Below are 20,960 nucleotides of genomic sequence, written 5' to 3'. Positions count from 1 at the left end.
TGAAAAAATTACCGAAGTTACGAGAACTTGCCTCTGCCACGGGTAATCAGCGTACCGAAACCTGGGCAGAGTGAAGTCATCGCAGCACGAGTGATATGAAGGCGACCCAGACGGTGTCATCTACCTCACTACACACATCGGCCTGCCAGATACTGGTTCGGGGTGTATCTCCGTATCCACGCTGAATATGGTTCTCAGCAATCCAGGGTTCATCACCTCTTCTGGTGTGCCTTGCGCCATAATATGTCCGTTCGCCATGACCACCAGATGGTCACAGTACCGGCTGGCCTGATTAAGGTCGTGCAGCACGGCGACCACCGTTTTCCCCTGAGCCCGGAGTTCGCCCATCAGCCGCATCAGTTCCACCTGATGATTGATATCGAGATAGGTGGTTGGCTCATCGAGTAGTACAACGGGCGTATCCTGCGCCAGGACCATTGCCAGAAATGCGCGCTGTCGCTGACCGCCAGAAAGATCGGTTAACCGTCGGTCGGCAAGATGTTGGATCCGGGTCTGGTTCATAGCATCATGGACCCGCGTATTGTCTTCAACGGAGAGACGCCCCCAGAGTGACAACCACGGGTTGCGACCGTACGAAACAAGCTCCTGGACGGTGATCCCCTCGGGAGTTAAATGGTGCTGGGGCAGCAGCGCCAGCCTGCGGGCTAGCTGGCGTGATGAGAGCGTATTGATGGCACTATCGCCGAGAAATACGCCTCCGGACTGCGGCGTTAACAGTCGTGAAAAACAGTTTAACAACGTTGACTTCCCGCAGCCGTTAGGGCCGAGCAGGGCGGTTGTCTTCCCCGCTGGTAGGGCGAGTGAAACGCCATCAAGCACCTTGTTTGTACCGTAACAGACCGTCAGATTTTCAGTTCGTAATGTCATTTATCGCATTCTCACAAGCAGCCAGACAAACCATGGTGCACCGATAATGGCGGTCAGCACGCCAGCCGGAAGTTCCAGAGGAGGATGAATAATTCGCGCCAGCAGGTCGGCAACCACCAGCAGCAACGCACCTGTCATGGCTGAAACGGGCAGCAGCCAGCGGTGACGTCCACCGGTAATGCTGCGCACCATATGCGGCACCACAAGACCAATAAAGCTAATTGGGCCGCAGACGGCCACGCCGGTCGATGTCATGGCGACGGCCAGTAGCAAAGCCTGGAGCCGAATACGCGGCACCGACACACCGAGCGTGGTGGCGCGCGCATCGCCCAATGCCAGGAGGTCGAGATCGCGGCAAAAACGCAGACTCAGCGGCAGAAACAAAATCAGCAGTGGGGCGGCTATTTTCACAAAGCTCCAGTCACGGCCCCATAAGCTGCCGGTCAGCCACAGCAGGGCGCTGTTCACATCCTGCGGACGCGAAAGCATCAGATAATCCGTCAGGCTGGCCCAGCAGGCAGAGAGCGCAACACCCGTGAGCGCCAGCTTCATCGGCTGGCTGGTGTTCGCCAGTATTCTCAGCAGGAGCAGGCCCGCCATGCCACCGGCAAAGGCCAGTAGCGGCAGAGTAATCACCGGTAGTGACGGTAAGAGAAGCAGCGCGCCCACAGAGGCAAGACTAGCAGCATGGTTTACGCCGAGGATATCCGGTGATGCCAGAGGGTTACGCACGATCCCTTGCACCAGCACGCCTGCCACTGCGAGGGCTGCACCAACAAGCAGCGCCAGCAGCAGTCGCGGCAGGCGGTACGACGTTAATACGAAATGATATTCGCGCCCGGTTTGCCAGTCGCTCAGCAGAGCACGCCAGGGAACGGCGATCACCCCCATTTGTAGTGACAAAACCGAAAGTCCTGCCAGCGCGAGGGCGATGAAAATGACGAACGCAATTTTCATCCACGCCTCCTGACCAGCCAGACAAAACAGGGTGCACCAATCAGCGCCACTACTGCCCCCGCGGGCAATTCGCCAGGGAAGGCCAGCGCTCGGGCCAGAACATCAGCCAGCAGCAGCAGCGTGGCGCCCATAAGCATGCTCATCGGCAGGACCTTGCGCTGATCGAATCCCACCCAGAAGCGAGCCAGATGCGGCATCAGCAGACCGATAAACGCCACCGGACCTGCCACGCTGACGCAGGTACCGACCAGAAGCAGCACCAGAATATTGATGATCAAACGGAGCTTCGGCAGATTCACCCCCAGCGTGCGGGCGGTGCTGTCACTGACGTTAATCAGGTTCAGTTGATTAGCCAGCAGCAATACCACCGGTACAGCAACCACTACCATTGGGAAAAGCTGCCAGAACTCCTGCCAACGTGCGTGGGATACGCCTCCCGCAAGCCAGTAAAAAATGCCGTAGGCGTGATCTTCCGTCAGCAGCAGAGTGATGCGGGTAAGGGCCATGCAGAAAGCCGAGAACGCAATGCCCGCGAGGATCAGTTTGTTTCTGTCCTGGGTGTGGCGAAATCCACCACCTGCGGTCATCACCATCAGCCAGCTTACGCCGCCACCGCAGGCGGCGATAAAGGCGATGGAGTAACCCGTAACGGGCGCAGGGCTGATAGCGCTGGTAAGCGCCATCGCCAGCGCTGCGCCACTGTTAATACCGAGTAGTGAAGGGGAGGCCATTGCATTATGCGTCAGGGTCTGCAGCAGCGTTCCCGCCAGAGCCAGGCTTGCGCCGATCAAAATGGCGACCAGGCTTCTCGGCAAACGAAGGTTTTGCACCAGCGCTTGTGGAAGTGTCGGCGTATGGCCTGGCAGCAGGGCGTGAATGGCATCAACGCCAGAAACAGGAATGGCCGAGTAGCAAAATAGACTCAGCCAGAAGATAGCGATAAGCGCGACAAGGGGAAGCCCCCACTGTAGCGCTGGATGTTTGAAAATTGTCATTTCACATCGGATAAAGGCTGGTGGTGAAAGATTTTTACCGTGTCGCTGGCAATGCGTTCGGCTGCGAAAATGCCGCGCATCCGCGCCCAGGCGTTACTGTCGACCGACGCCGTCTGCTGTTTTTGCGCCGCAGTTAACATCTGCCACAGCGGGTCTTGTTGCCAGCGTTTCACGATGCTCTCTTCACGATAGTGCGCGACCAGCAGCCATGCCGGATTGAGCGCCAGCAGCTGTTCCAGACCGATGGACGGCATAGACGAACCCGCCATAGCCGCAGGCACCGTCAGCCCCAGAGAGGTCAGGACGCCCCCGGTCCAGGTCTCCTGAGTATGCAGGTTGAACTGCTGCTCCCGGGACGTACCAAACACCACCATCGTGTCTTTTGGCAGTTGGCTGGCCCACGCTGACATCTGTTGTTGGTGTTGCGCCAGGCGTGACTGCATCTGTGCTTTTTTACCCACAATTTCACCGATGATGGCCGCAGATTGCAGATTTTCAGCGTAGGTTTCATTGCGAGACTTGAGCAGCAGCACAGGTGCTATTTGCTGTAAGGCGATGTAAATACCCGCATGGCGGCTGCTGTCGGCAATGATCAGATCCGGTTTCAGCGCGCTGATGGCTTCTAAACTCGGCTGCGCACGCGTGCCGACAGACTGCCAGGGTTTCAGATGGGCACGAACCTCTGGAAGAATGCGTGTGGCATCGTTATCGTCGGCAATGCCGACCGGACTGACATCGACAGCAGCCAGTGCGTCCGCGAACGACAGTTCCAGCACCACTATCCGTTGTGGCGTTTTATCAAGCGTAAAGGTGCCATGTTCGTCATGAACCGTGGCGGCAAAAGCATGGCCGGTGAGCAGCAGAGCGGCGAATAGCGTGCGTAATGGTGTGAACATGTAAATTGCCTGCGTCGGGTGGCGTTTCGTTTGCCCGACCTACAAAAACAGCATGCAGGCCGGGTAAACGGGGGGTTAGAACTTCAACGAACCCTGCATATACAGCGTGCGCGGCTGGCCTGCGTAGATGCCTTTGTTGTTGTCGTCGTAAGAGCGGGTGAAATACTCTTGGTCGAAGATATTTTTCACACCGAACGCCAGGTTCAGGTCTGCCATCTGCGGGCCGAAGTCATAGGCTACGCGTGCGCCCCAGAGCATAAAGCCAGGGATGCGACCGGTACTGCCGTCAGCGCTCTCTTTAACGGTGTTGGCGTTATCCGCAAACTGGCTGGACTGGAAATCACTATTCAGATTGAAGGTCCAGTTGCCCGGCTTATAGTCCACGCCCAACGTGCCTTTGTGTTTTGGTGAGAAGGGCACCTGATTGCCATAGGTATCGCCTTTCTCGCGAATCTCAGCGTTCACATACGCATAGCTTGCGTAGACTGAAACGTTGTCGAGCGTTGGCGTCAATGTGCCGAGATCATAGCGAGTCTGAGTTTCCAGTCCGGTATGACGCGTTTTACCGCGTGCGGTAACGGTGTCGTTGGTTTGGTTGGAATCGTACTGATTATTAAAGTTAATCAGGAACAGCCCCATTTCCGCCGTCAGCGCGCCATCGTCGTATCGGGTTCCGAGCTCCCAGGTTCGCGCTTTTTCCGGTTCCACATTGCCGCTTTGCACAGCCTTGCCAATTTGGCTGTACTGTACGGTGCCGAATGAGCCTTCAGTGTTTGCATAAAGATTCCAGCTATCAGTCAGGTGATAAAGTACATTTAGCGCCGGAAGTGGGGCGTTGTAGCTTACTTCCTCATGTGTGCCTTTGATGGCGTTGTTCTGGTATGACTCGATATGTTCAAAGCGCATACCCGGTGTGATAGTCCAGTTGCCAATGTCGATTTTGTCATCCAGATACCAGGCGTGCGCTTCGGTGCCCGAACGAGTGTCGCGATCGTAAGGGCTGGCGCTGGACGGCAGTTGTCCACTGCTGGTGGCCGTGTAGTAACGCATTTCATGCGTCGACTCGCTCACATAGCGGTATCCCACGCCCACTTCGTGCGCGGAAGGACCCACCATAAAGCTCTGACTGTAGCGTGGTTCAATGCCGCGTACCCAGTAGTTACGCGGTGAAAGGGTGAGGCGTTTTCCCTGTTCCAGGTAGCCGCTGCGCAGGGTTTCAGTGTAGAAGCCCTGAATATTGAATTTATGTTGGCTGTCCGGCTGGAACTGATAGCCGAGGCTTGCCAGCTTGCGGCGCCCCCAGAAGCGATCGTAAGGGCGCGTGGATTGCCAGCGGTCGGCATCGTAATCCGCGCGAGACAGGCCGCCGGGCATGTCAGCTTCACCGTCGTAGTATTGCAACAGACTGTTGAAGGTATGCACTTCGTTTGGCGCATATTTGCTTTTCAGCATCAGGTCGTCGATGCGGGTCGCGCTGTGTTCGCGCCAGTCGCTTCCACGTGTACCGGAGTAAAGCAGGGCGATACCAAAACCGTTGTCCGCCGTGCCGCCCACCATCAGGTTGTGCGTTTCTTTTGGGTTATTTTGTGAAGATGTTGGGCTGAGCTGGCCTTCCACGCCGGCTTCGATGCCGAAGTCTTGCGGAATAGCGCGGGTAACAAAGTTCACCACACCGCCCACGCTCTGTGGCCCGTAACGCACCGCGCCACCGCCGCGAACCACGTCGATGGCGTCCATATTTCCGAGTGAGACGGGCGCCAGTGAAAGCTGCGGCTGGCCGTAAGGGGCAAACGGCACGGGAATACCGTCCATCAGCACCGTTGAACGGCTGGCCAGGCGCGGATTCAGGCCGCGAATACCAAAGTTCATTGCCAGATCGTGGCTACCGGTGCCGTTGTTTTCTGGGGCGGTAACGCCAGGAATGCGGTTCAGTACCTCGCGCATGGATGTTGCGCCGGTTTTGTCAAAATCCTCACGGCGGATAACGTCACGTGCGCCGGCATGCTCGAATACGTCGTTTTCGCGCGCATCCCCCAGCCAGTCGCCCACCACGGTCAGGGCATCTTCTTGCGGTGTTGGTGCGGGCTCCAGCGTCCAGCTGTTATTACCCAGCGGTTTCACCTGCAGGCCACTACCGTTCAGCAGGTGTTGCAGGCCGGTTTCGACGTCGTAGTCACCGTGAAGACCGTTACTCTGTTTGCCGCGCGTCAGGCTGGCGTCAACCGACAGGGTAATTCCGCTGAGCGCGGCATACTGATTAAGGGCTTTGTCGAGCGAACCCGGTGCAATATCAACCTGCGCTGCGAAGGCGGATAACGACAGCCCGGCCAGCGGTAGCAGGCTCAGGCGAACGGCGTTAACCAAAGGTGTTGTTTTGCGAAAAACGCGTAAAGGCGTCATACCTTCTCCATCATCATTTTTGTTGTGTTCATCTATGAGTCGAATGAGAAGGGGAAAAAGGACAATCGAAATGAGAATTATTTTTCTTACAATGCGGAAATATTTACCCAGTACCGCGTAACTGACTGAATTTTCACTGGAAGAGTCTTGGCAATAACATCCAGGATTGCATCAGTATTTTTCAGCGGGAAAGTGCCACTCAGGCGTAATCCGGCCACAGCCGGATCGCAGCGCAGCACGCCGTTGCGATAACGGCTCAGCGTGGCAATCACTTCACCCAAAGGTTTATCGCTGAAGCTCAGAATGCCCTGCGTCCAGGTGGCGCTTTCATCATCCGCTAAGGCTATTGCACCAAATTCAGACGCGCTAAACTGCAGGCTCTCGCCAGCGCTGACGATGCGTTTTTCCTGCGGACGATTTGCCAGTAAGACTTCAACAGCGTGTTGTTGAACGACAACGCGTGTGACGTTGTCATGCTGGTAGACGGTAAATTCTGTGCCTAATGCGGTGAGCTGGCCCTGGCGGGTCACAACGCGGAAAGGTCTCTGCTGCGCGTCTTTTGCGGTAGTAATAGCAATTTCGCCGTACCAGAGATGGACAGCGCGTTGACGCGTATCAAAACGAACGTCCGCGGCGCTTTGTGTGTTGAGCGTCAGCAGAGAACCATCTTCCAGCCTCTGATGGCTGACCGCGCCTTTGGCGGTGCGGTAATCCGCGCGCAGACCTTCACCGGCTTCAGACTGCCAGAGCTGCCAGCCGCCGCCCACGCCGAGCAGCAGCAGTAGCCCTTTCATGACATGACGACGGGTAAAGCGCGTATCGTGCAGCGCCCGGCTGGCAACATCGCCCGGTACGCGGCTGAGCTGGCTGCGCAGGTTTTCAACCTGTTGCCAGGCCCACTGATGATCTTTGTCCTCTTCGTACCATTGTTGCCAGCGCGCTTCTTGCTGTGGGCTGACACGCTCGCCGCTCAATACAGCATACCAGTGCGATGCCGAGCGCAATGCCTGGCGGCGAGAATCGGTGATAGAAGCGTTCACAGACCGTGCTCCAGACGAAACAGCAGACAATGTTCGATAGCCTTTGCCATATACTTTTTCACCGAACTGACGGAGATACCGAGCTTCAGCGCGATCTCGCTGTATGTCAGACCATCCAGTTGCGAAAGCAGAAACGCCTCTCGTGTTTTTCCGTTCAGCCCGTCAAGCATGCTGTCGATGAGTTGCAGGGTTTCGAGCTGGCTCTCGCGTTCCTCGGGGGAAGGCGCGAGCGCCTCCGGCATAAGCGCCAACATCTCCAGATAGGCTTTTTCCAGCGCGTTTCGGCGAAACAGGTCGACCATCACCCGTTTGGCGAGAGTGCACAGAAAGGAGCGCGGATCGCGGATCGTCGAGAGCGAGTCGCTGCCCATTACCCGTAGAAAAGTGTCCTGGGCAATGTCATCTGCATCAAAGGCGGACTGGAGTTTGCGCGTCAGCCAGCTTTTCAACCAGCCGTGATGTGCGCCATAAAGCGACTCGAGCGTAAAGGAAGCAGTGGTAGTGGCGTGGTCAGACATGTGGAATGTATCAAAAGTTAATTATCACGCGATTATAGTAATATGAGAATGGTTATCATTACAATTAGAAATATAATTGTATTACGTTGAACTTCTTAATGCGTTGTTATTTATAAAAATGTTATGAGGTGGATATCGGATGGGGAAGGGGAGTCTGCTTCTGGCATGTGACGGTTGGAATGACATCTGACCATGTCTGCTGTGAGCATGGAGCAGACGAATGCTTTAAAGCATGCTGAACTCTTTAAAAGTAAACCGTCTTGGGAGGACACCGAGAGCAGAGCAGCTGTTACTTTTCGGGAAAAGGTGAGTTGCGGATCAGGAAATGCTCAATCGAGTCGATTAAACCGGGAGCTAAGGGGAGCGCGGGTTCAGCGTATGTCGCGATATTCGCTTTGCGATCGTCCGAAGTCACCTCTTTCATAACATGGTTCATATTGGGCAGTATAACCAGGGACGCTTGAGGATTCGCGGCCTTAAGCAGTCTTGCATCCGTTTCTTCCACCTGGAGATCGCGTTGCCCTTGTAGCACTAACACGGGTTTGGAAATACTCGAAATGAGATGACCCGGATTATATGAAAATGCATTGATCAAAAACCCCTGAACAGCAGGATTAAAGATACTTTGCAGTGCTGGGTGAATATTCGTAATATCGACTCGCCGCCGATGCTCCAGAGCATCAATTATCGGCAGCGCCTGCTTTAATAGAATTTCATTTTCCGGATTAGCGTTAAGTTGCCCCCTCAACACCTCGCCCATCGGCCTCCCAGGCGTTGCGATAAGAACCACACCGCACACATTCTCTTCTTGAGCCGAGGCAAGTGCGACTACACCCCCTTCGCTGTGTCCTAAAACCCAAACACAGGGAGTGTGCATGTGACGTCTAAGCACGTCTACCCAGGATCGAATGTCGTCAACATAGTCAGCAATCGTCACCGCATTGGCATCGTCTACGGCCATTGCGCTAGCGAACATTCCACGTTTGTCGATACGAAGCGTCGCAAAACCTTTGGCAGCCAGGCCTTCAGCAAGAAGTCGGTAAGGCGATGCCTTCACACCAAGCGGGTTGTTTCCATCCCGATCGGTTGGCCCGGAGCCAGGAACGATAAGAACAACGGCTGTTGGTTTTGAATTCGGGGTGAGTAACGTGCCTTTCAAAGGGCCTTTTGGCCCTGCGGCATCCAGGGCAGTTTCGGAAAAGGTCACCGGTACTGCCGCCAGACTCACAAATGGGCAAGCGCCCAAAAGGGCAATTGAGGCGGCAATATTCATTGGAGATGTTCCTGTAAAATTCAGCGTACCCGTCAATTTATATTATAAATATGGCCTGCTCTACATTGATTAATATATCAGCGGCGATAGAAAACGCCGCTTCTGGGCACAGAGCGGACGTACTGGGTGAGTTTAAAGTCTACTGTGAGCGAAGAGTGGACATCTCAACTCATTGTTGTTCCTGTTTATTGATATGGAAGCCTGGAACGGCAAGCGTCTGGAACAAATACCTGCGGCTATTATGAATGAAGTGTTGGCCAGACTAAGTTGAGGTTTTGATATGCGCACTGAGCAATGGCATAAAAGCAAAAAGCCTGCTTAGTTTCCTAAGCAGGCTTCTTAAATATGGCTCCTCTGACTGGACTCGAACCAGTGACATACGGATTAACAGTCCGCCGTTCTACCGACTGAACTACAGAGGAATCGTTTGAACGAGGCGCATATTAGCGAGGGTGGTGAGGCTTGTCAAAGGGGTAAATACATTTGTGTGTTCGTTTGCTGACAAAATCAGCAAAGCGGCGATCTTTCCGTCTTTTTATGCTTTTGCCCCATTCTGGTGCGTGTCTACCTCTTCCAGGGCAGCCTGAATGAGATACTTAGGTACACAGAATGATCTTCCTTCGCTTTTACTCCTGACTTTACGCGGCTTTAACCGTAAAACATCATTTTAGACGAAAGTGGCAAGCATCTTGCAATCCTGAATTTAATGACTGCCAGCACGGGTTCTGGTATTCCGACAGGAGGCAAAATGAACTTCAGACGACTGAAATATTTCGTGAAAATCGTCGATATTGGTAGCCTGACCCAGGCAGCGGAAGTGTTGCACATTGCGCAACCCGCGCTGAGCCAGCAGGTCGCTACGCTGGAAGGTGAGCTGGATCAGCAATTGCTGATTCGTACCAAGCGTGGCGTCACGCCGACGGAAGCAGGAAAAGTGCTATATACCCACGCCCGGACGATTTTACGTCAGTGCGAACAGGCGCAACTTGCGGTTAATAACGTGGGCCAGACCTTGAGTGGACAGGTCTCTATCGGCCTTGCGCCGGGGACAGTCGCGTCATCCATTACCATGCCGTTATTACAGACGCTACGTGCCGAACTGCCTGATGTGCTGGTCTATTTGCATGAAAACAGTGGGGCAGTGCTGAATGACAAGCTGCTCAGCGGGCAATTAGATATGGCAGTGCTCTATGAGCGTTCACCCGTGGCGGGCATCAGCAGTCAACCGTTGCTTAAAGAGGATCTGTACCTGGTTGGCACGCGTGAGTGTCCTGGCCAAAGCGTCGATTTAGCCGCAGTGGCGCAGATGAATTTGTTCTTGCCACGGGATTACAGCGCGGTTCGCCTGCGCGTGGATGAAGCTTTTTCGCTACGTCGCTTAACGGCTAAAGTGATTGGCGAAATTGAGTCTATCTCCACCCTAACGGCCGCCATTGCCAGTGGTATGGGTGTCACAGTGTTGCCTGAGTCGGCCGCCCGTTCATTATGCAATGCGGCTAACGGCTGGATGGCGCGCATCACAACACCGTCGATGAATCTGCCATTATCGTTGAACGTATCCGCCAGAGGGAGCTTATCGCCCCAGGCGCAGGCCGTGAAGGAGATCCTGTTGTCGCTGGTCAGCCGTCCGGCGCTGGAAAATCGCGAGCTGCAGCTGGTCAGCTAAACCTTATTCCCGCAAGGAATAAGATGCAGGTTTTTATTATTTGTTATGCCGGGCATCAGACTTTAACAATAGCGTAATGTCTGATGTGCCCGGAGCGAAACGTGAATTTCCAGCAACTTAAAATAATCCGCGAGGCGGCCCGTCAGGATTACAACCTGACAGAGGTCGCGAATATACTGTACACCTCGCAGTCGGGCGTCAGCCGACACATTCGTGAACTTGAAGATGAACTTGGCATCGAGATTTTTATCCGTCGCGGTAAACGCCTGTTGGGCATGACCGAACCGGGTAAAGCCTTGCTGGTTATTGCCGAGCGTATTCTGAATGAGGCCAGCAATGTTCGTCGACTGGCGGATCTGTTTACCAATGACACGTCCGGCGTTCTGACGATTGCCACCACGCATACCCAGGCACGCTATAGCTTGCCTGCGGTGATAAAAGCTTTTCGTGAGCTGTTCCCTGAGGTGCGTCTGGAACTTATTCAGGGTACGCCACAGGAGATTGATGTCCTGCTACAAAATGGCGGGGCAGATATCGGAATTGCCAGTGAGCGGCTGAGCAGCGATCCATTGTTGGTGGCTTTTCCCTGGTTTCGTTGGCACCACAGCCTGCTTGTTCCTAATGACCATCCATTAGTGAAAGCCTCTCCGCTCACGCTGGAGTCTATTGCTCACTGGCCGTTAATTACCTATCGTCAGGGGATTACAGGGCGTTCCCGCATCGATGAAGCATTTGCTCGCAAAGGGCTGATACCGGATATTATTCTCAGCGCCCAGGACTCGGATGTGATTAAAACTTACGTGTCGCTGGGGTTGGGGATTGGGCTGGTGGCAGAGCAATCCAGCGGCGAGCAGGAAGAGGGGACCTTAACCCGTCTGGATACCCGGCATTTGTTTGATGCAAATACCGTTTGGCTGGGGCTTAAACGCGGACAGCTGCAGCGCAACTACGTCTGGCGATTCATCGAGCTATGCAATGCAGGGCTATCCGTCGATGAAATTAAGCGCCAGGCGATGGAGCCAGATGAGGCGGTGATTGATTATCAGATTTAACTACAAAAGCCCGTGAGCGATCGGGCTTCTCTGACGTCGCTGAATGGCGGGTAGAAAGCTGCGTTACCTCAAGGTCTCCAGCCTCAGATCCTGCGTCGGCACCCGCGACAATATCGAACAAGACACCGCCCGTCCCGAATCCGCATAAATAAACTGAAATCCATTCTTCACCGAAAGAACATCTCGATTGGTAAACGTATAGAATTTATTACTCTGACTACGGCGGGCATCGGAAACATAAAAACTATTGTTTTCCCACAGCACGCTAACGTGCTGGAACAAATGAAATGTCACCTCCGCCCAGCCTCTGTCCGGGCAACGTAGCGTGACTTTCTCACCGGCTATTGTACTCAGTGGAATTACTAATAAAGTGGTTAGCGCTGCTTTCAGCAGTATCGGCATGGGCAAGTATGGGTCTCATTCTGATGTCGTTGCACGATAAGATACTTAACCATGACGTTAACGAATTGGATCATAGAGACATTTTGCATAAGCAGACGGACATTCTCCCGTAGCCAGTATGGAAAAACCTGGTGTGGAGTGAAGCGTTCTACCTGGCGAATAGGATCGCAGAAAAGCAAAAAGCCTGCTTAGTTTCCTAAGCAGGCTTCTTAAATTTGGCTCCTCTGACTGGACTCGAACCAGTGACATACGGATTAACAGTCCGCCGTTCTACCGACTGAACTACAGAGGAATCGTGTGAACGAGGCGAATATTAGCGATGCCGCTCAGCGTTGTCAAAGCCTGAATAGATAAATGCGATCGTTTGCTGAAATATTCCCCATTTCGCCGCTTATTCAGACGCAACCGGTTGTTTTATGCACTTTTCGCGTTCGGGGCGCGGGTATTTCCACAGCCAGCGGCCGGTGACCATACGCCAGTAAAATAACGCGGCGCGTACGGCCCAGTCGAAGAACATGCCTAACCAAACGCCGACAACTCCCCATCCTAATACGATACCCAGGGTGTAACCCGCGACTACGCGGCAGCCCCACATGCCCAGCATCGATACCCACATAGCAAAACGTGCATCTCGCGCACCTTTAAAGCCTGCTGGTAACACCCAGGAGGCTGCCCATATCGGCATAAATGCTGCGTTGAGCCAAATCAGGATGACTATGACCTCTTTTACATCCTGATCGTGGGTATAAAATGAGGCCATCACCCCGGCGAAAGGAGCGGTTAACCAGGCAATTGCCGTCAGGCCGATCGTCGACAGCCAAAATACATGCCGTAGCTGGATTTCAGCCTGGGCAATCTGGCCATTTCCCAGACGCCTGCCGGTAATGATTGTCGACGCGGAACCTAAAGCATTCCCCGGTAAGTTGATAAGCGCGGCGATAGAAAATGCAATAAAGTTCCCGGCGATAACGCTGGTTCCCATGCCTGAAACAAACATCTGCGTCAAAAGTTTACCGCCATTGAACAGCACTGACTCGATACTTGCCGGAATGCCGATCCCCATCACCTCCCAGATAATGGCGAGATTGAGTGGCTTAAAATAGCTTTTGAAGGGGATTCGCAGCGCGGGGTTAAAACCAATCATCAGTACCCAGATGATGGCAATCGCCCCGATGTAGCGCGAAATGGTCAGTCCCAGGCCTGCTCCCACAAATCCCAGACCTTGCCAGGAAAAGATCCCGTAAATCAGGATGCTACTGATGATGATATTCAGGATGTTCATGCCGCCGTTAATCAACAACGGTATTTTTGTATTTCCGGCTCCACGTAGTGCGCCACTGCCAATCAGCGCAATGGCTGCCGCCGGGTAGCTGAGCACCGTCAGCTCCAGATAGGTGAGTGCCAAAGCTTTAACATCTGGCGTTGCTTCACCTGCGACAACGTCAATAATCTGTTGACCAAAATAGTGAATGACAGCTGCCAGAACGGTAGCAAAAATTGTCATGATCACCAGTGATTGTCTGGCCGCGGCTCTGGCCCGTCGACGATCTCGTTTCCCGAGGCTAAATGCTACAACCACGGTGGTGCCCAGATCGATGGCGGCGAAAAATGCCATGATGACCATATTAAAGCTGTCGGCGAGTCCAACCCCGGCCATCGCTTCTTTTCCCAACCAGCTGACCAGGAAGGTACTGAGAACACCCATCAATAGCACACAGGTGTTTTCCAGAAAAATGGGGACAGCCAGCGGAGTGATTTCGCGCCAAAAGAGAACCTTATAACTCTTGCGTTTGGCATACCAGGGCGTGCGGGAAGCGACCTGGCGTAAGGCAGCGGAGACGTTCAAAGTGGACCTTAACGAAGAAAGTTGAAACCTCATTTCAAATGATGAGGGAGAATCAAAAAAGCTGCAAAGTTTTTTCTATTTAAAATGTCTGTAAATGCAACAAACTGTCGAGAGAAGCATCAATTGATTCGCATTCGAGGAAATGGGGTTTGACAAAATTTTTTTCGCCGCTAAGATAAGCCTCCACAACGATTCCTCTGTAGTTCAGTCGGTAGAACGGCGGACTGTTAATCCGTATGTCACTGGTTCGAGTCCAGTCAGAGGAGCCATATTTAAGAAGCCTGCTTAGGAAACAAAGCAGGCTTTTTGCTTTTTGTTTCAAGCCTGATCGAGCGAACCTACACCGGAATCTTACGCCGGGAAATCCCCATGCTGACGCGCAACCAACGTCAGAATGGAATACAGCGCCACCGCCTGCTGGTGCTGATTAAAGATCTCCACCGACCACTCCACCACGCCGGTCGCTTTTTCTTCGGCATTGCGCTGACGTTTCACCGTTTTGCGTTTGCAGGTTAAACGCACCTGGATAGTGTCGCCCGGCTTAACCGGCTCGATAAAGCGCAGGTTTTCCATGCCATAGTTGGCAATCACCGGACCGACGCCCGCGTCAACAAACAGACCGGCTGCGGCGGAAATCAGGAAGTAACCGTGCACCACGCGCTCGCCGAAAATGGAATCGGCTGCTGCAATCTTGTCCATATGGGCGTAGAAGTGGTCACCGCTGAGGCAGGCAAAGTTAACGATATCCGCTTCGGTCAGTGTACGACGTGGCGTCAGCAGGCTGTCGCCCGGCTGGATCTCTTCGAAGTATTTACGGAACGGGTGAATACGATCTTCCTCCACCCGAGCGCCACGTACCCACTGTTGGCTTACCGCCGCGAGCATGGTTGGGCTGCCCTGAATGGCGGTGCGTTGCATGTAGTGTTTCACCGCGCGCAGACCACCCAGCTCTTCACCGCCGCCTGCACGTCCAGGCCCGCCGTGGACCAGCTGTGGCAGCGGAGAGCCGTGACCGGTCGATTCCGCCGAGGACTCTTCGTTCAGCACCTGAATACGCCCGTGGGCGCGGGCCGCACCGAGGACAAACTCTCGCGCCAGTTCGCCGCTCGCCGTCACCAGCGTTCCTGCCAGACTGCCTTCACCGGCGCGTGCCAGCGTCATGGCATGCTCGGTATTTTGATACGGCATCAGCGTGGCGACCGGGCCAAAGGCTTCAATTGCATGTACCGCGGCAATTTCATCCGGCTGCGGACAAAACAGCAGAGTTGGCGGGAAGAAAGCCCCAGCCGTGCTCAGATCTGCTTTTCCACCCAGCAGCACCTCACACCCGGCTTCAACCAGACGATTCACATTTTCCTGCACGTCCTGACGCTGATCGTTATTCACCAGCGACCCCATCTTCACGCCTTCCTGCGCCGGATCGCCCACTACCACTTTTTGCAGACGGGTAATCAGCGCCTCGCTGACCGCTTTCACCTGCGCCTGTGGCACGATAATGCGGCGGATAGCGGTACATTTCTGCCCGGCTTTGGTCGTCATCTCGCGCACTACTTCACGTACAAACAGTGCAAACTCAGGCTGTTCTGGGGTGACGTCATCACCCAGCACGCAGCAGTTGAGTGAATCCGCTTCCATGGTGAAAGGAACCGATTTAGCCACCAGATTGGGGTGCACGCGCAGCTGCTGTCCGGTATGAGCAGAACCGGTAAAGGTCACCACATCCTGGCTGTCGAGGTGATCGAGCAGGTCACCCGCGCCGCCGCAGATAAGGCTAATTGCGCCGTTCGGTACCAGACCACTGTCGATAATCGCTTTCACCATTGCCTGAGTGAGCTGCGCGGTGGCGGTTGCAGGTTTGATAATGGCGGGCATCCCGGCAAGCCAGGTTGGCGCCAGCTTCTCCAGCATACCCCAGCAGGGGAAGTTAAAGGCGTTGATATGCACCGCAACACCGGATTTGGAGGTCAGCACGTGGCGTGCGGCAAAACCGCCCTGTTTGGAGAGCGGGATCAGTTCGTCTTCCGGCCACAGCGTATCGTCCGGCAGCTCGCGGCCACCGAGACTGGCATAAGTGAAAAGCGTGCCAATGCCGCCTTCGATATCGACCCAGCTGTCACCGCGCGTTGCTCCGGTTTGCGCGGATATGGCATAGAAATCGGCTTTCAGTTCCATTAAATGCTTCGCCACCGCTTTTAGCATCGCGCTGCGCTCAATAAAACTCATTGCCTGTAACGCTTTGCCGCCGTGCTCAATCGCAAAGCGGCGCGCCTGCGCCATATCCAGTCCAACGCTTGTCACTTCCCAAAGCGCTTCACCGGTAAGGGCGTGGTGGATGGTGCGGGTGCGGCCCCGGCCTGTCTGCCAGGCACCGGATAAATAACTGGCTAACTGCTGCATCGTTAATCTCCAGATGTGTTCCGTAATATCTCTTTAAATAGTTCTTTTATGAATCACAAAATGCAAGCGAGATTTTAATAATTTGTTAACAATGAGATCGCGAACACTTTACCTTCATTGGTTATCTATCTGTTATTAATGGATAAACAAAAACCCTTTGCGACAAGTATCGCAAAACCAGCAAACAAAATTTGTGGTTTTATTTAACCAAGATGTAACTTTTATAAAACAAAGTGATTCACAAATATTGATTTGTTGAAATTATCGGAATCATAAGGTGATGACGTGACTGAAGAACAACGCTTTGACCAGCGCATCGCGCAGGAAACGGCCATCGAGCCGCAGGACTGGATGCCGGACGCATACCGTAAGACGCTGATCCGCCAGATTGGCCAGCATGCGCACTCGGAAATTGTCGGCATGTTGCCGGAAGGCAACTGGATAACCCGCGCACCCACGCTGCGGCGTAAGGCCATTCTGCTCGCAAAAGTACAGGACGAGGCCGGACACGGTCTGTACCTCTACAGCGCGGCGGAAACACTGGGCTGCGCGCGTGAAGATCTGTACCAGAAGATGCTCGACGGCCAGATGAAATACTCCTCCATCTTCAACTACCCAACCCTGAGCTGGGCGGATATCGGTGTGATCGGCTGGCTGGTCGATGGCGCGGCGATTGTTAACCAGGTGGCGCTGTGTCGTACCTCCTACGGCCCGTATGCCAGGGCGATGGTCAAAATCTGCAAAGAAGAGAGCTTCCATCAGCGTCAGGGCTTCGAAGCGTGTATGGCGCTGGCTACTGGTAGCGAGGAACAGCGTCAGATGCTGCAGGACGCCATCAACCGTTTCTGGTGGCCTGCGTTGATGATGTTTGGCCCGAACGACGACAACTCACCGAACAGTGCCCGCAGTATGGCGTGGAAAATCAAACTGCACTCCAACGACGAACTGCGTCAGCGCTTTGTTGATAACACGGTCCCGCAGGTAGAAATCCTCGGTATGACCGTGCCGGACGCCGACCTACAGCTTGATGAAGTGACGGGGAAATATCGATTCGGTGAGATCGACTGGCAGGAATTTAATGAGGTCATCAACGGTCGTGGTGTCTGCAACCACGAACGTCTGGGCGCAAAGCGTAAGGCCTGGGAAGAAGGGGAATGGGTGCGCGAGGCCGCACTGGCGCACGCCGAAAAGCAACAGGCCCGCGACGCGGCGTAAGGAGAGAGTCATGAGCAAAACATACTGGCCGTTATACGAAGTTTTTGTCCGCAGCAAACAGGGGTTATCACACCGTCACGTTGGCAGTCTGCATGCCGCCGATGACCAGATGGCGCTGGAAAATGCCCGCGATGCCTATACACGCCGCAGCGAAGGCTGCTCCATCTGGGTGGTGAAAGCCAGCGAAATTGTTGCGTCACAGCCGGAGGAACGCGGTGAATTTTTCGACCCGGCGGAGAGCAAAGTCTATCGCCATCCCACGTTCTACACCGTGCCGGACGGCATGGAACATATGTGAGGCAACGATGAATAACCTGAATCCCGTTGCAACCTATGCCCTGCGTCTGGGCGATAACGGCCTGGTGCTGGCTCAGCGTCTGGGTGCCTGGTGCGGCCATGCGCCGGAGCTGGAGATTGATCTGGCGCTGGCTAATATCGGCCTCGACCTGCTGGGGCAGGCGCGCAACTTCCTCAGCTACGCAGCCGAACTGGCGGGTAGCGGCGACGAAGACACGCTGGCTTTTGGTCGTGATGAGCGTCAGTTCCGCAATCTGTTGCTGGTGGAACAGCCTAACGGCAACTTTGCCGACACGATCGCTCGCCAGTTCTTTATCGACGTCTGGCACGTGGCGCTGTTCACTCGTTTGGTTAACAGCCGCGATAAGCAGATTGCGGCTATCGCTGCCAAAGGACTGAAAGAAGTGCGTTATCACCTGCGCTTCAGCCGCGGCTGGCTGGAGCGACTGGGGAATGGTACTGACTACTCCGCACAACTGATGCAGAAGGCGGTGGACAATCTGTGGCGTTACACCGGCGAATTGTTCCTTGCCGACGAACTGGAGATCGCTCTGGCCAGGCAGGGCATTGCCGTCGATCCGCGCGAACTGCAAACCGAATGGCAGACGACGGTACACACTGCGCTGATTGATTCTGGTTTACACGTTCCGCAAGAGGCGGCGTTTCGCAACGGCGGTAAGCAGGGGCTACACAGCGAACATCTCGGGCCGATGTTGGCCGAGATGCAGTACTTGCAGCGTGCGTATCCTGGTCAGCAGTGGTAGCAGGGGGTGGCTATGCAACGTCTTACCGCGATCGCACCGCCAGAGGTGCACGCCGTTTGGGGGCTGTTAAGTGTGATTTCCGATCCGGAAGTGCCGGTGCTGACCATCACCGATCTCGGCATGGTACGCAGCGTTGAGCGCTGCGGCGACGGCTGGGTAATCGGCTTTACGCCGACGTACTCCGGCTGCCCGGCCACCGAGCATCTACTGGGTGAAATTCGCATGGTGATGGCGGAGCACGGCTATACGCCAGTACATATCGTCCTGCAGCTTGACCCACCGTGGACCACTGACTGGATGAGCCCGGACGCCCGCGAACGCCTGCGCCAGTATGGTATCAGCCCGCCGCAGGCCCACGCCTGTCATGCCGAAATGCCAACTGACGTACAGTGCCCGCGCTGCGCCAGCCCCCATACTTCGCTGATTAGCGAATTCGGATCCACGGCCTGTAAAGCGTTGTATCGCTGCGACAGCTGCCGTGAACCCTTTGATTACTTTAAATGTATTTGAGGTTGCGATGACAACATTTCATTCGCTTACCGTGGCCAACGTCGAAGCGGAAACGCGCGATGCGGTGACCATCACTTTCACCATTCCCGACGCGCTGCGTAATGCCTACGCCTTCCGACCGGGCCAGCATTTGACGCTGAAAGCTCACCTCGGTGGAGAAGAGCTGCGTCGGTGTTACTCCATTTGTCGCAGCCGCTCGCCGTCGGAAATTAGCGTCGCGGTTAAAGCTATCGACGGTGGGCGTTTCTCCCGCTATGCCCAGCAGGATATCCAGCAGGGTATGGCGCTGGAAGTGATGGTGCCGCAAGGGCACTTCGGCTACCAGCCGCAGGCCGAGCGCGAAGCCGAATATCTGGCGATTGCCGCCGGGTCCGGCATTACGCCGATGATGGCGATTATTGAAGCGACGCTGACGACCGAACCGGCCAGCCAGTTCACGCTGATCTACGGCAACCGCAGCAGCCACAGCATGATGTTCCGTCAGGCGCTGGCCGATCTGAAAGACCGCTATCCGCAGCGTTTACAGGTGGTGCACCTGTTCAGTCAGGAGTCGATGGACAGCGATCTGCTACAGGGTCGTATTGACGGCGACAAACTGCGTGCGCTGGGCAAAAACCTGCTCGATTTCAGCCGCTTTGACGACGCCTTTATCTGTGGCCCATCGGCAATGATGGATGAAGCTGAAGTGGCACTGCGCGAACTGGGCATAGCGGAAAAATCCATTCACCTTGAGCGTTTCAATACGCCGGGGACCAGCGTGAAACGCGTCACCGGCGTGCAGGCGGAAGGCCGCACGGTCACCCTTCGTCAGGATGGGCGCGATCGCCTGATTTCACTGAATGCGGAAGATGACAGCATTCTCGACGCCGCGTTGCGCCAGGGCGCTGACCTGCCGTTCGCCTGTAAAGGCGGCGTGTGCGCCACCTGCAAATGCAAGGTGGTCAGCGGCGAGGTGGCTATGGCCGCCAACTACAGCCTTGAAGCCGATGAACTGGCGGCGGGCTATGTGCTGAGCTGCCAGGCGCTGCCAACCAGCGGTGACGTAGTGGTCGACTTCGATGCGCGGGGGATGGCATGAGCGAACTGCTGATTTCCCGTCACGACCGTGTACTGCAACTGACTCTGAACCGTCCGCAGGCGCGTAACGCCCTGAACAATGCGCTGCTAACGCAGATTGCTGACGCGCTGGAAAGCGCGGCGGCGGACGCCAGCATCAGCGTTTGCGTGATTAGCGGCAACCCGCGCTACTTCGCTGCCGGAGCCGATCTCAACGAAATGGCGGAAAAAGATCTGCCCGCCACTTTCGACGATATTCGCCCACGCCTGTGGGCACGTATTGATGCCTTCAACAAGCCGTTGATCGCGGTGGTTAACGGTTACGCGCTGGGAGCCGGGTGCGAGCTGGCTCTGCTGTGCGACCTGGTGATTGCCGGGGATAACGCCCGCTTTGGTCTGCCGGAGATTACTCTCGGCACCATGCCAGGGGCGGGCGGTACGCAGCGGCTTATCCGTTGTGTTGGCAAAGCGCTGGCCAGCCGAATGGTGCTGAGCGGTGAAAGCATTGATGCCGAACGAGCGCAACAGGCCGGGCTGGTGAGTGATATTCACCCGGCGAACCTCTCCGATGAATACGCGCTCAAGCTGGCGGCGACCATCGCCCGTCACTCACCGCTGGCGCTGCGGGTGGCAAAGCAGTCTCTACGCGCTGCGCAAGAAGTGGGTCTCCAGGCCGGTCTGGTGCAGGAACGTCAGCTGTTTACGCTGCTGAGCGGCACCGAAGATCGTCGTGAAGGCGTCAGCGCCTTTTTAGAAAAACGCACACCGGAATTTAAAGGACGCTAATC

The 20,960-nt window shown here is 55.1% G+C and carries 18 protein-coding genes and 3 tRNA genes; 9 read left to right on the top strand and 12 right to left on the bottom strand.

Annotated elements, in window-relative coordinates; all coding sequences use genetic code 11:
• Nucleotides 1-120 precede the first annotated feature (120 nt).
• The 9 genes from fecE to OGX83_RS08600 form a co-directional block, all read right to left on the bottom strand.
• A complete protein-coding gene (fecE, locus tag OGX83_RS08640; protein ID WP_286587796.1) occupies nt 121-888 on the bottom strand; it encodes a Fe(3+) dicitrate ABC transporter ATP-binding protein FecE in 768 nt (255 codons plus the stop codon).
• Entirely contained in the window at nt 889-1,845 is a 957-nt protein-coding gene (fecD, locus tag OGX83_RS08635; RefSeq protein WP_286587794.1) for a Fe(3+) dicitrate ABC transporter permease subunit FecD, read from the bottom strand. It abuts the gene before it with no gap.
• Nucleotides 1,842-2,840, bottom strand: a complete 999-nt coding sequence (fecC, locus tag OGX83_RS08630) for an iron-dicitrate ABC transporter permease FecC (RefSeq protein ID WP_286587792.1) — start codon at nt 2,838-2,840, stop codon at nt 1,842-1,844. Before fecC ends, fecD begins: the two co-directional genes overlap by 4 nt.
• Nucleotides 2,837-3,736, bottom strand: coding sequence for a Fe(3+) dicitrate ABC transporter substrate-binding protein FecB (locus OGX83_RS08625; RefSeq protein WP_008784385.1), 900 nt, complete (start codon nt 3,734-3,736; stop codon nt 2,837-2,839). Before OGX83_RS08625 ends, fecC begins: the two co-directional genes overlap by 4 nt.
• A gap of 75 nt (nt 3,737-3,811) precedes the next feature.
• Complete coding sequence (gene fecA, locus OGX83_RS08620; RefSeq protein ID WP_286587790.1) at nt 3,812-6,136, bottom strand: TonB-dependent Fe(3+) dicitrate receptor FecA; 2,325 nt, start codon at nt 6,134-6,136, stop codon at nt 3,812-3,814.
• Nucleotides 6,137-6,222: 86 nt separating this feature from the next.
• The gene (fecR, locus tag OGX83_RS08615; protein ID WP_218659375.1) at nt 6,223-7,176 is read right to left on the bottom strand and encodes a ferric citrate uptake sigma factor regulator FecR; all 954 of its coding nucleotides are present in this window, start codon (nt 7,174-7,176) and stop codon (nt 6,223-6,225) included.
• Nucleotides 7,173-7,694, bottom strand: coding sequence for a ferric citrate uptake sigma factor FecI (gene fecI, locus OGX83_RS08610; protein WP_008784388.1), 522 nt, complete (start codon nt 7,692-7,694; stop codon nt 7,173-7,175). Before fecI ends, fecR begins: the two co-directional genes overlap by 4 nt.
• A gap of 289 nt (nt 7,695-7,983) precedes the next feature.
• Entirely contained in the window at nt 7,984-8,967 is a 984-nt protein-coding gene (locus OGX83_RS08605; protein WP_174770456.1) for an alpha/beta hydrolase, read from the bottom strand.
• Between the two features lie 346 nt (nt 8,968-9,313).
• A tRNA-Asn gene (locus OGX83_RS08600) sits at nt 9,314-9,389 on the bottom strand.
• Nucleotides 9,390-9,715: 326 nt separating this feature from the next.
• On the opposite strand from OGX83_RS08600, the gene nac reads away from it, so the two are divergent.
• Complete coding sequence (nac, locus tag OGX83_RS08595; protein ID WP_008784390.1) at nt 9,716-10,633, top strand: nitrogen assimilation transcriptional regulator NAC; 918 nt, start codon at nt 9,716-9,718, stop codon at nt 10,631-10,633.
• A 101-nt stretch (nt 10,634-10,734) separates the two neighbouring features.
• Nucleotides 10,735-11,685 (top strand): HTH-type transcriptional regulator Cbl, encoded by a 951-nt coding sequence (gene cbl / locus OGX83_RS08590; RefSeq protein ID WP_020996493.1) that lies wholly within the window; start codon nt 10,735-10,737, stop codon nt 11,683-11,685.
• Between the two features lie 618 nt (nt 11,686-12,303).
• On the opposite strand, the gene OGX83_RS08585 is transcribed toward cbl, so the two are convergent.
• Both OGX83_RS08585 and OGX83_RS08580 read right to left on the bottom strand, forming a co-directional pair.
• Nucleotides 12,304-12,379, bottom strand: a tRNA-Asn gene (locus OGX83_RS08585).
• 99 nt (nt 12,380-12,478) lie between these two features.
• On the bottom strand, nt 12,479-13,966 hold the full coding sequence (locus tag OGX83_RS08580) for an EmmdR/YeeO family multidrug/toxin efflux MATE transporter (protein WP_003846749.1): 1,488 nt from the start codon (nt 13,964-13,966) through the stop codon (nt 12,479-12,481).
• A gap of 160 nt (nt 13,967-14,126) precedes the next feature.
• Between OGX83_RS08580 and OGX83_RS08575 the strand changes: the two genes are divergently transcribed.
• Nucleotides 14,127-14,202, top strand: a tRNA-Asn gene (locus tag OGX83_RS08575).
• Nucleotides 14,203-14,284: 82 nt separating this feature from the next.
• On the opposite strand, the gene paaZ is transcribed toward OGX83_RS08575, so the two are convergent.
• Nucleotides 14,285-16,330, bottom strand: coding sequence for a phenylacetic acid degradation bifunctional protein PaaZ (paaZ, locus tag OGX83_RS08570; RefSeq protein ID WP_286587786.1), 2,046 nt, complete (start codon nt 16,328-16,330; stop codon nt 14,285-14,287).
• A gap of 285 nt (nt 16,331-16,615) precedes the next feature.
• Between paaZ and paaA the strand changes: the two genes are divergently transcribed.
• The 6 genes from paaA to paaF are packed head-to-tail and all read left to right on the top strand — an operon-like array spanning nt 16,616 to nt 20,958.
• Entirely contained in the window at nt 16,616-17,545 is a 930-nt protein-coding gene (gene paaA, locus OGX83_RS08565; protein ID WP_195994528.1) for a 1,2-phenylacetyl-CoA epoxidase subunit PaaA, read from the top strand.
• A 10-nt stretch (nt 17,546-17,555) separates the two neighbouring features.
• Nucleotides 17,556-17,843, top strand: a complete 288-nt coding sequence (paaB, locus tag OGX83_RS08560; protein WP_032943000.1) for a 1,2-phenylacetyl-CoA epoxidase subunit PaaB — start codon at nt 17,556-17,558, stop codon at nt 17,841-17,843.
• A gap of 7 nt (nt 17,844-17,850) precedes the next feature.
• A complete protein-coding gene (gene paaC / locus OGX83_RS08555; RefSeq protein ID WP_020996485.1) occupies nt 17,851-18,606 on the top strand; it encodes a 1,2-phenylacetyl-CoA epoxidase subunit PaaC in 756 nt (251 codons plus the stop codon).
• 12 nt (nt 18,607-18,618) lie between these two features.
• Nucleotides 18,619-19,116: a 1,2-phenylacetyl-CoA epoxidase subunit PaaD gene (gene paaD / locus OGX83_RS08550; RefSeq protein ID WP_286587782.1), complete on the top strand. Its 498-nt coding sequence runs from the start codon at nt 18,619-18,621 to the stop codon at nt 19,114-19,116.
• Between the two features lie 7 nt (nt 19,117-19,123).
• A complete protein-coding gene (gene paaE / locus OGX83_RS08545) occupies nt 19,124-20,194 on the top strand; it encodes a 1,2-phenylacetyl-CoA epoxidase subunit PaaE (RefSeq protein ID WP_286587780.1) in 1,071 nt (356 codons plus the stop codon).
• Nucleotides 20,191-20,958: a 2,3-dehydroadipyl-CoA hydratase PaaF gene (gene paaF / locus OGX83_RS08540; protein ID WP_286587777.1), complete on the top strand. Its 768-nt coding sequence runs from the start codon at nt 20,191-20,193 to the stop codon at nt 20,956-20,958. Before paaE ends, paaF begins: the two co-directional genes overlap by 4 nt.
• The last annotated feature ends 2 nt before the right edge of the window (nt 20,959-20,960 follow it).

The organism is Citrobacter sp. Cpo074, assembly GCF_030332745.1.
GTDB classification, from domain to species: Bacteria; Pseudomonadota; Gammaproteobacteria; order Enterobacterales; family Enterobacteriaceae; genus Citrobacter; species Citrobacter portucalensis.
Note: the sequence above shows the minus strand (reverse complement) of the source record. Positions and strands in the feature narration are given on the sequence as shown.

Excerpts from the sequence above, each read along its gene's own strand:
- paaE (WP_286587780.1), top strand. The coding sequence starts at position 19,124 with ATGACAACATTTCATTCGCTTACCGTGGCCAACGTCGAAGCGGAAACG.
- fecD (WP_286587794.1), bottom strand. The coding sequence starts at position 1,845 with ATGAAAATTGCGTTCGTCATTTTCATCGCCCTCGCGCTGGCAGGACTT.
- paaD (WP_286587782.1), top strand. The coding sequence starts at position 18,619 with ATGCAACGTCTTACCGCGATCGCACCGCCAGAGGTGCACGCCGTTTGG.
- paaF (WP_286587777.1), top strand. The coding sequence starts at position 20,191 with ATGAGCGAACTGCTGATTTCCCGTCACGACCGTGTACTGCAACTGACT.
- OGX83_RS08625 (WP_008784385.1), bottom strand. The coding sequence starts at position 3,736 with ATGTTCACACCATTACGCACGCTATTCGCCGCTCTGCTGCTCACCGGC.
- OGX83_RS08580 (WP_003846749.1), bottom strand. The coding sequence starts at position 13,966 with ATGAGGTTTCAACTTTCTTCGTTAAGGTCCACTTTGAACGTCTCCGCT.
- paaC (WP_020996485.1), top strand. The coding sequence starts at position 17,851 with ATGAATAACCTGAATCCCGTTGCAACCTATGCCCTGCGTCTGGGCGAT.
- OGX83_RS08605 (WP_174770456.1), bottom strand. The coding sequence starts at position 8,967 with ATGAATATTGCCGCCTCAATTGCCCTTTTGGGCGCTTGCCCATTTGTG.
- fecE (WP_286587796.1), bottom strand. The coding sequence starts at position 888 with ATGACATTACGAACTGAAAATCTGACGGTCTGTTACGGTACAAACAAG.
- paaB (WP_032943000.1), top strand. The coding sequence starts at position 17,556 with ATGAGCAAAACATACTGGCCGTTATACGAAGTTTTTGTCCGCAGCAAA.
- fecI (WP_008784388.1), bottom strand. The coding sequence starts at position 7,694 with ATGTCTGACCACGCCACTACCACTGCTTCCTTTACGCTCGAGTCGCTT.
- fecC (WP_286587792.1), bottom strand. The coding sequence starts at position 2,840 with ATGACAATTTTCAAACATCCAGCGCTACAGTGGGGGCTTCCCCTTGTC.
- nac (WP_008784390.1), top strand. The coding sequence starts at position 9,716 with ATGAACTTCAGACGACTGAAATATTTCGTGAAAATCGTCGATATTGGT.
- fecA (WP_286587790.1), bottom strand. The coding sequence starts at position 6,136 with ATGACGCCTTTACGCGTTTTTCGCAAAACAACACCTTTGGTTAACGCC.
- paaZ (WP_286587786.1), bottom strand. The coding sequence starts at position 16,330 with ATGCAGCAGTTAGCCAGTTATTTATCCGGTGCCTGGCAGACAGGCCGG.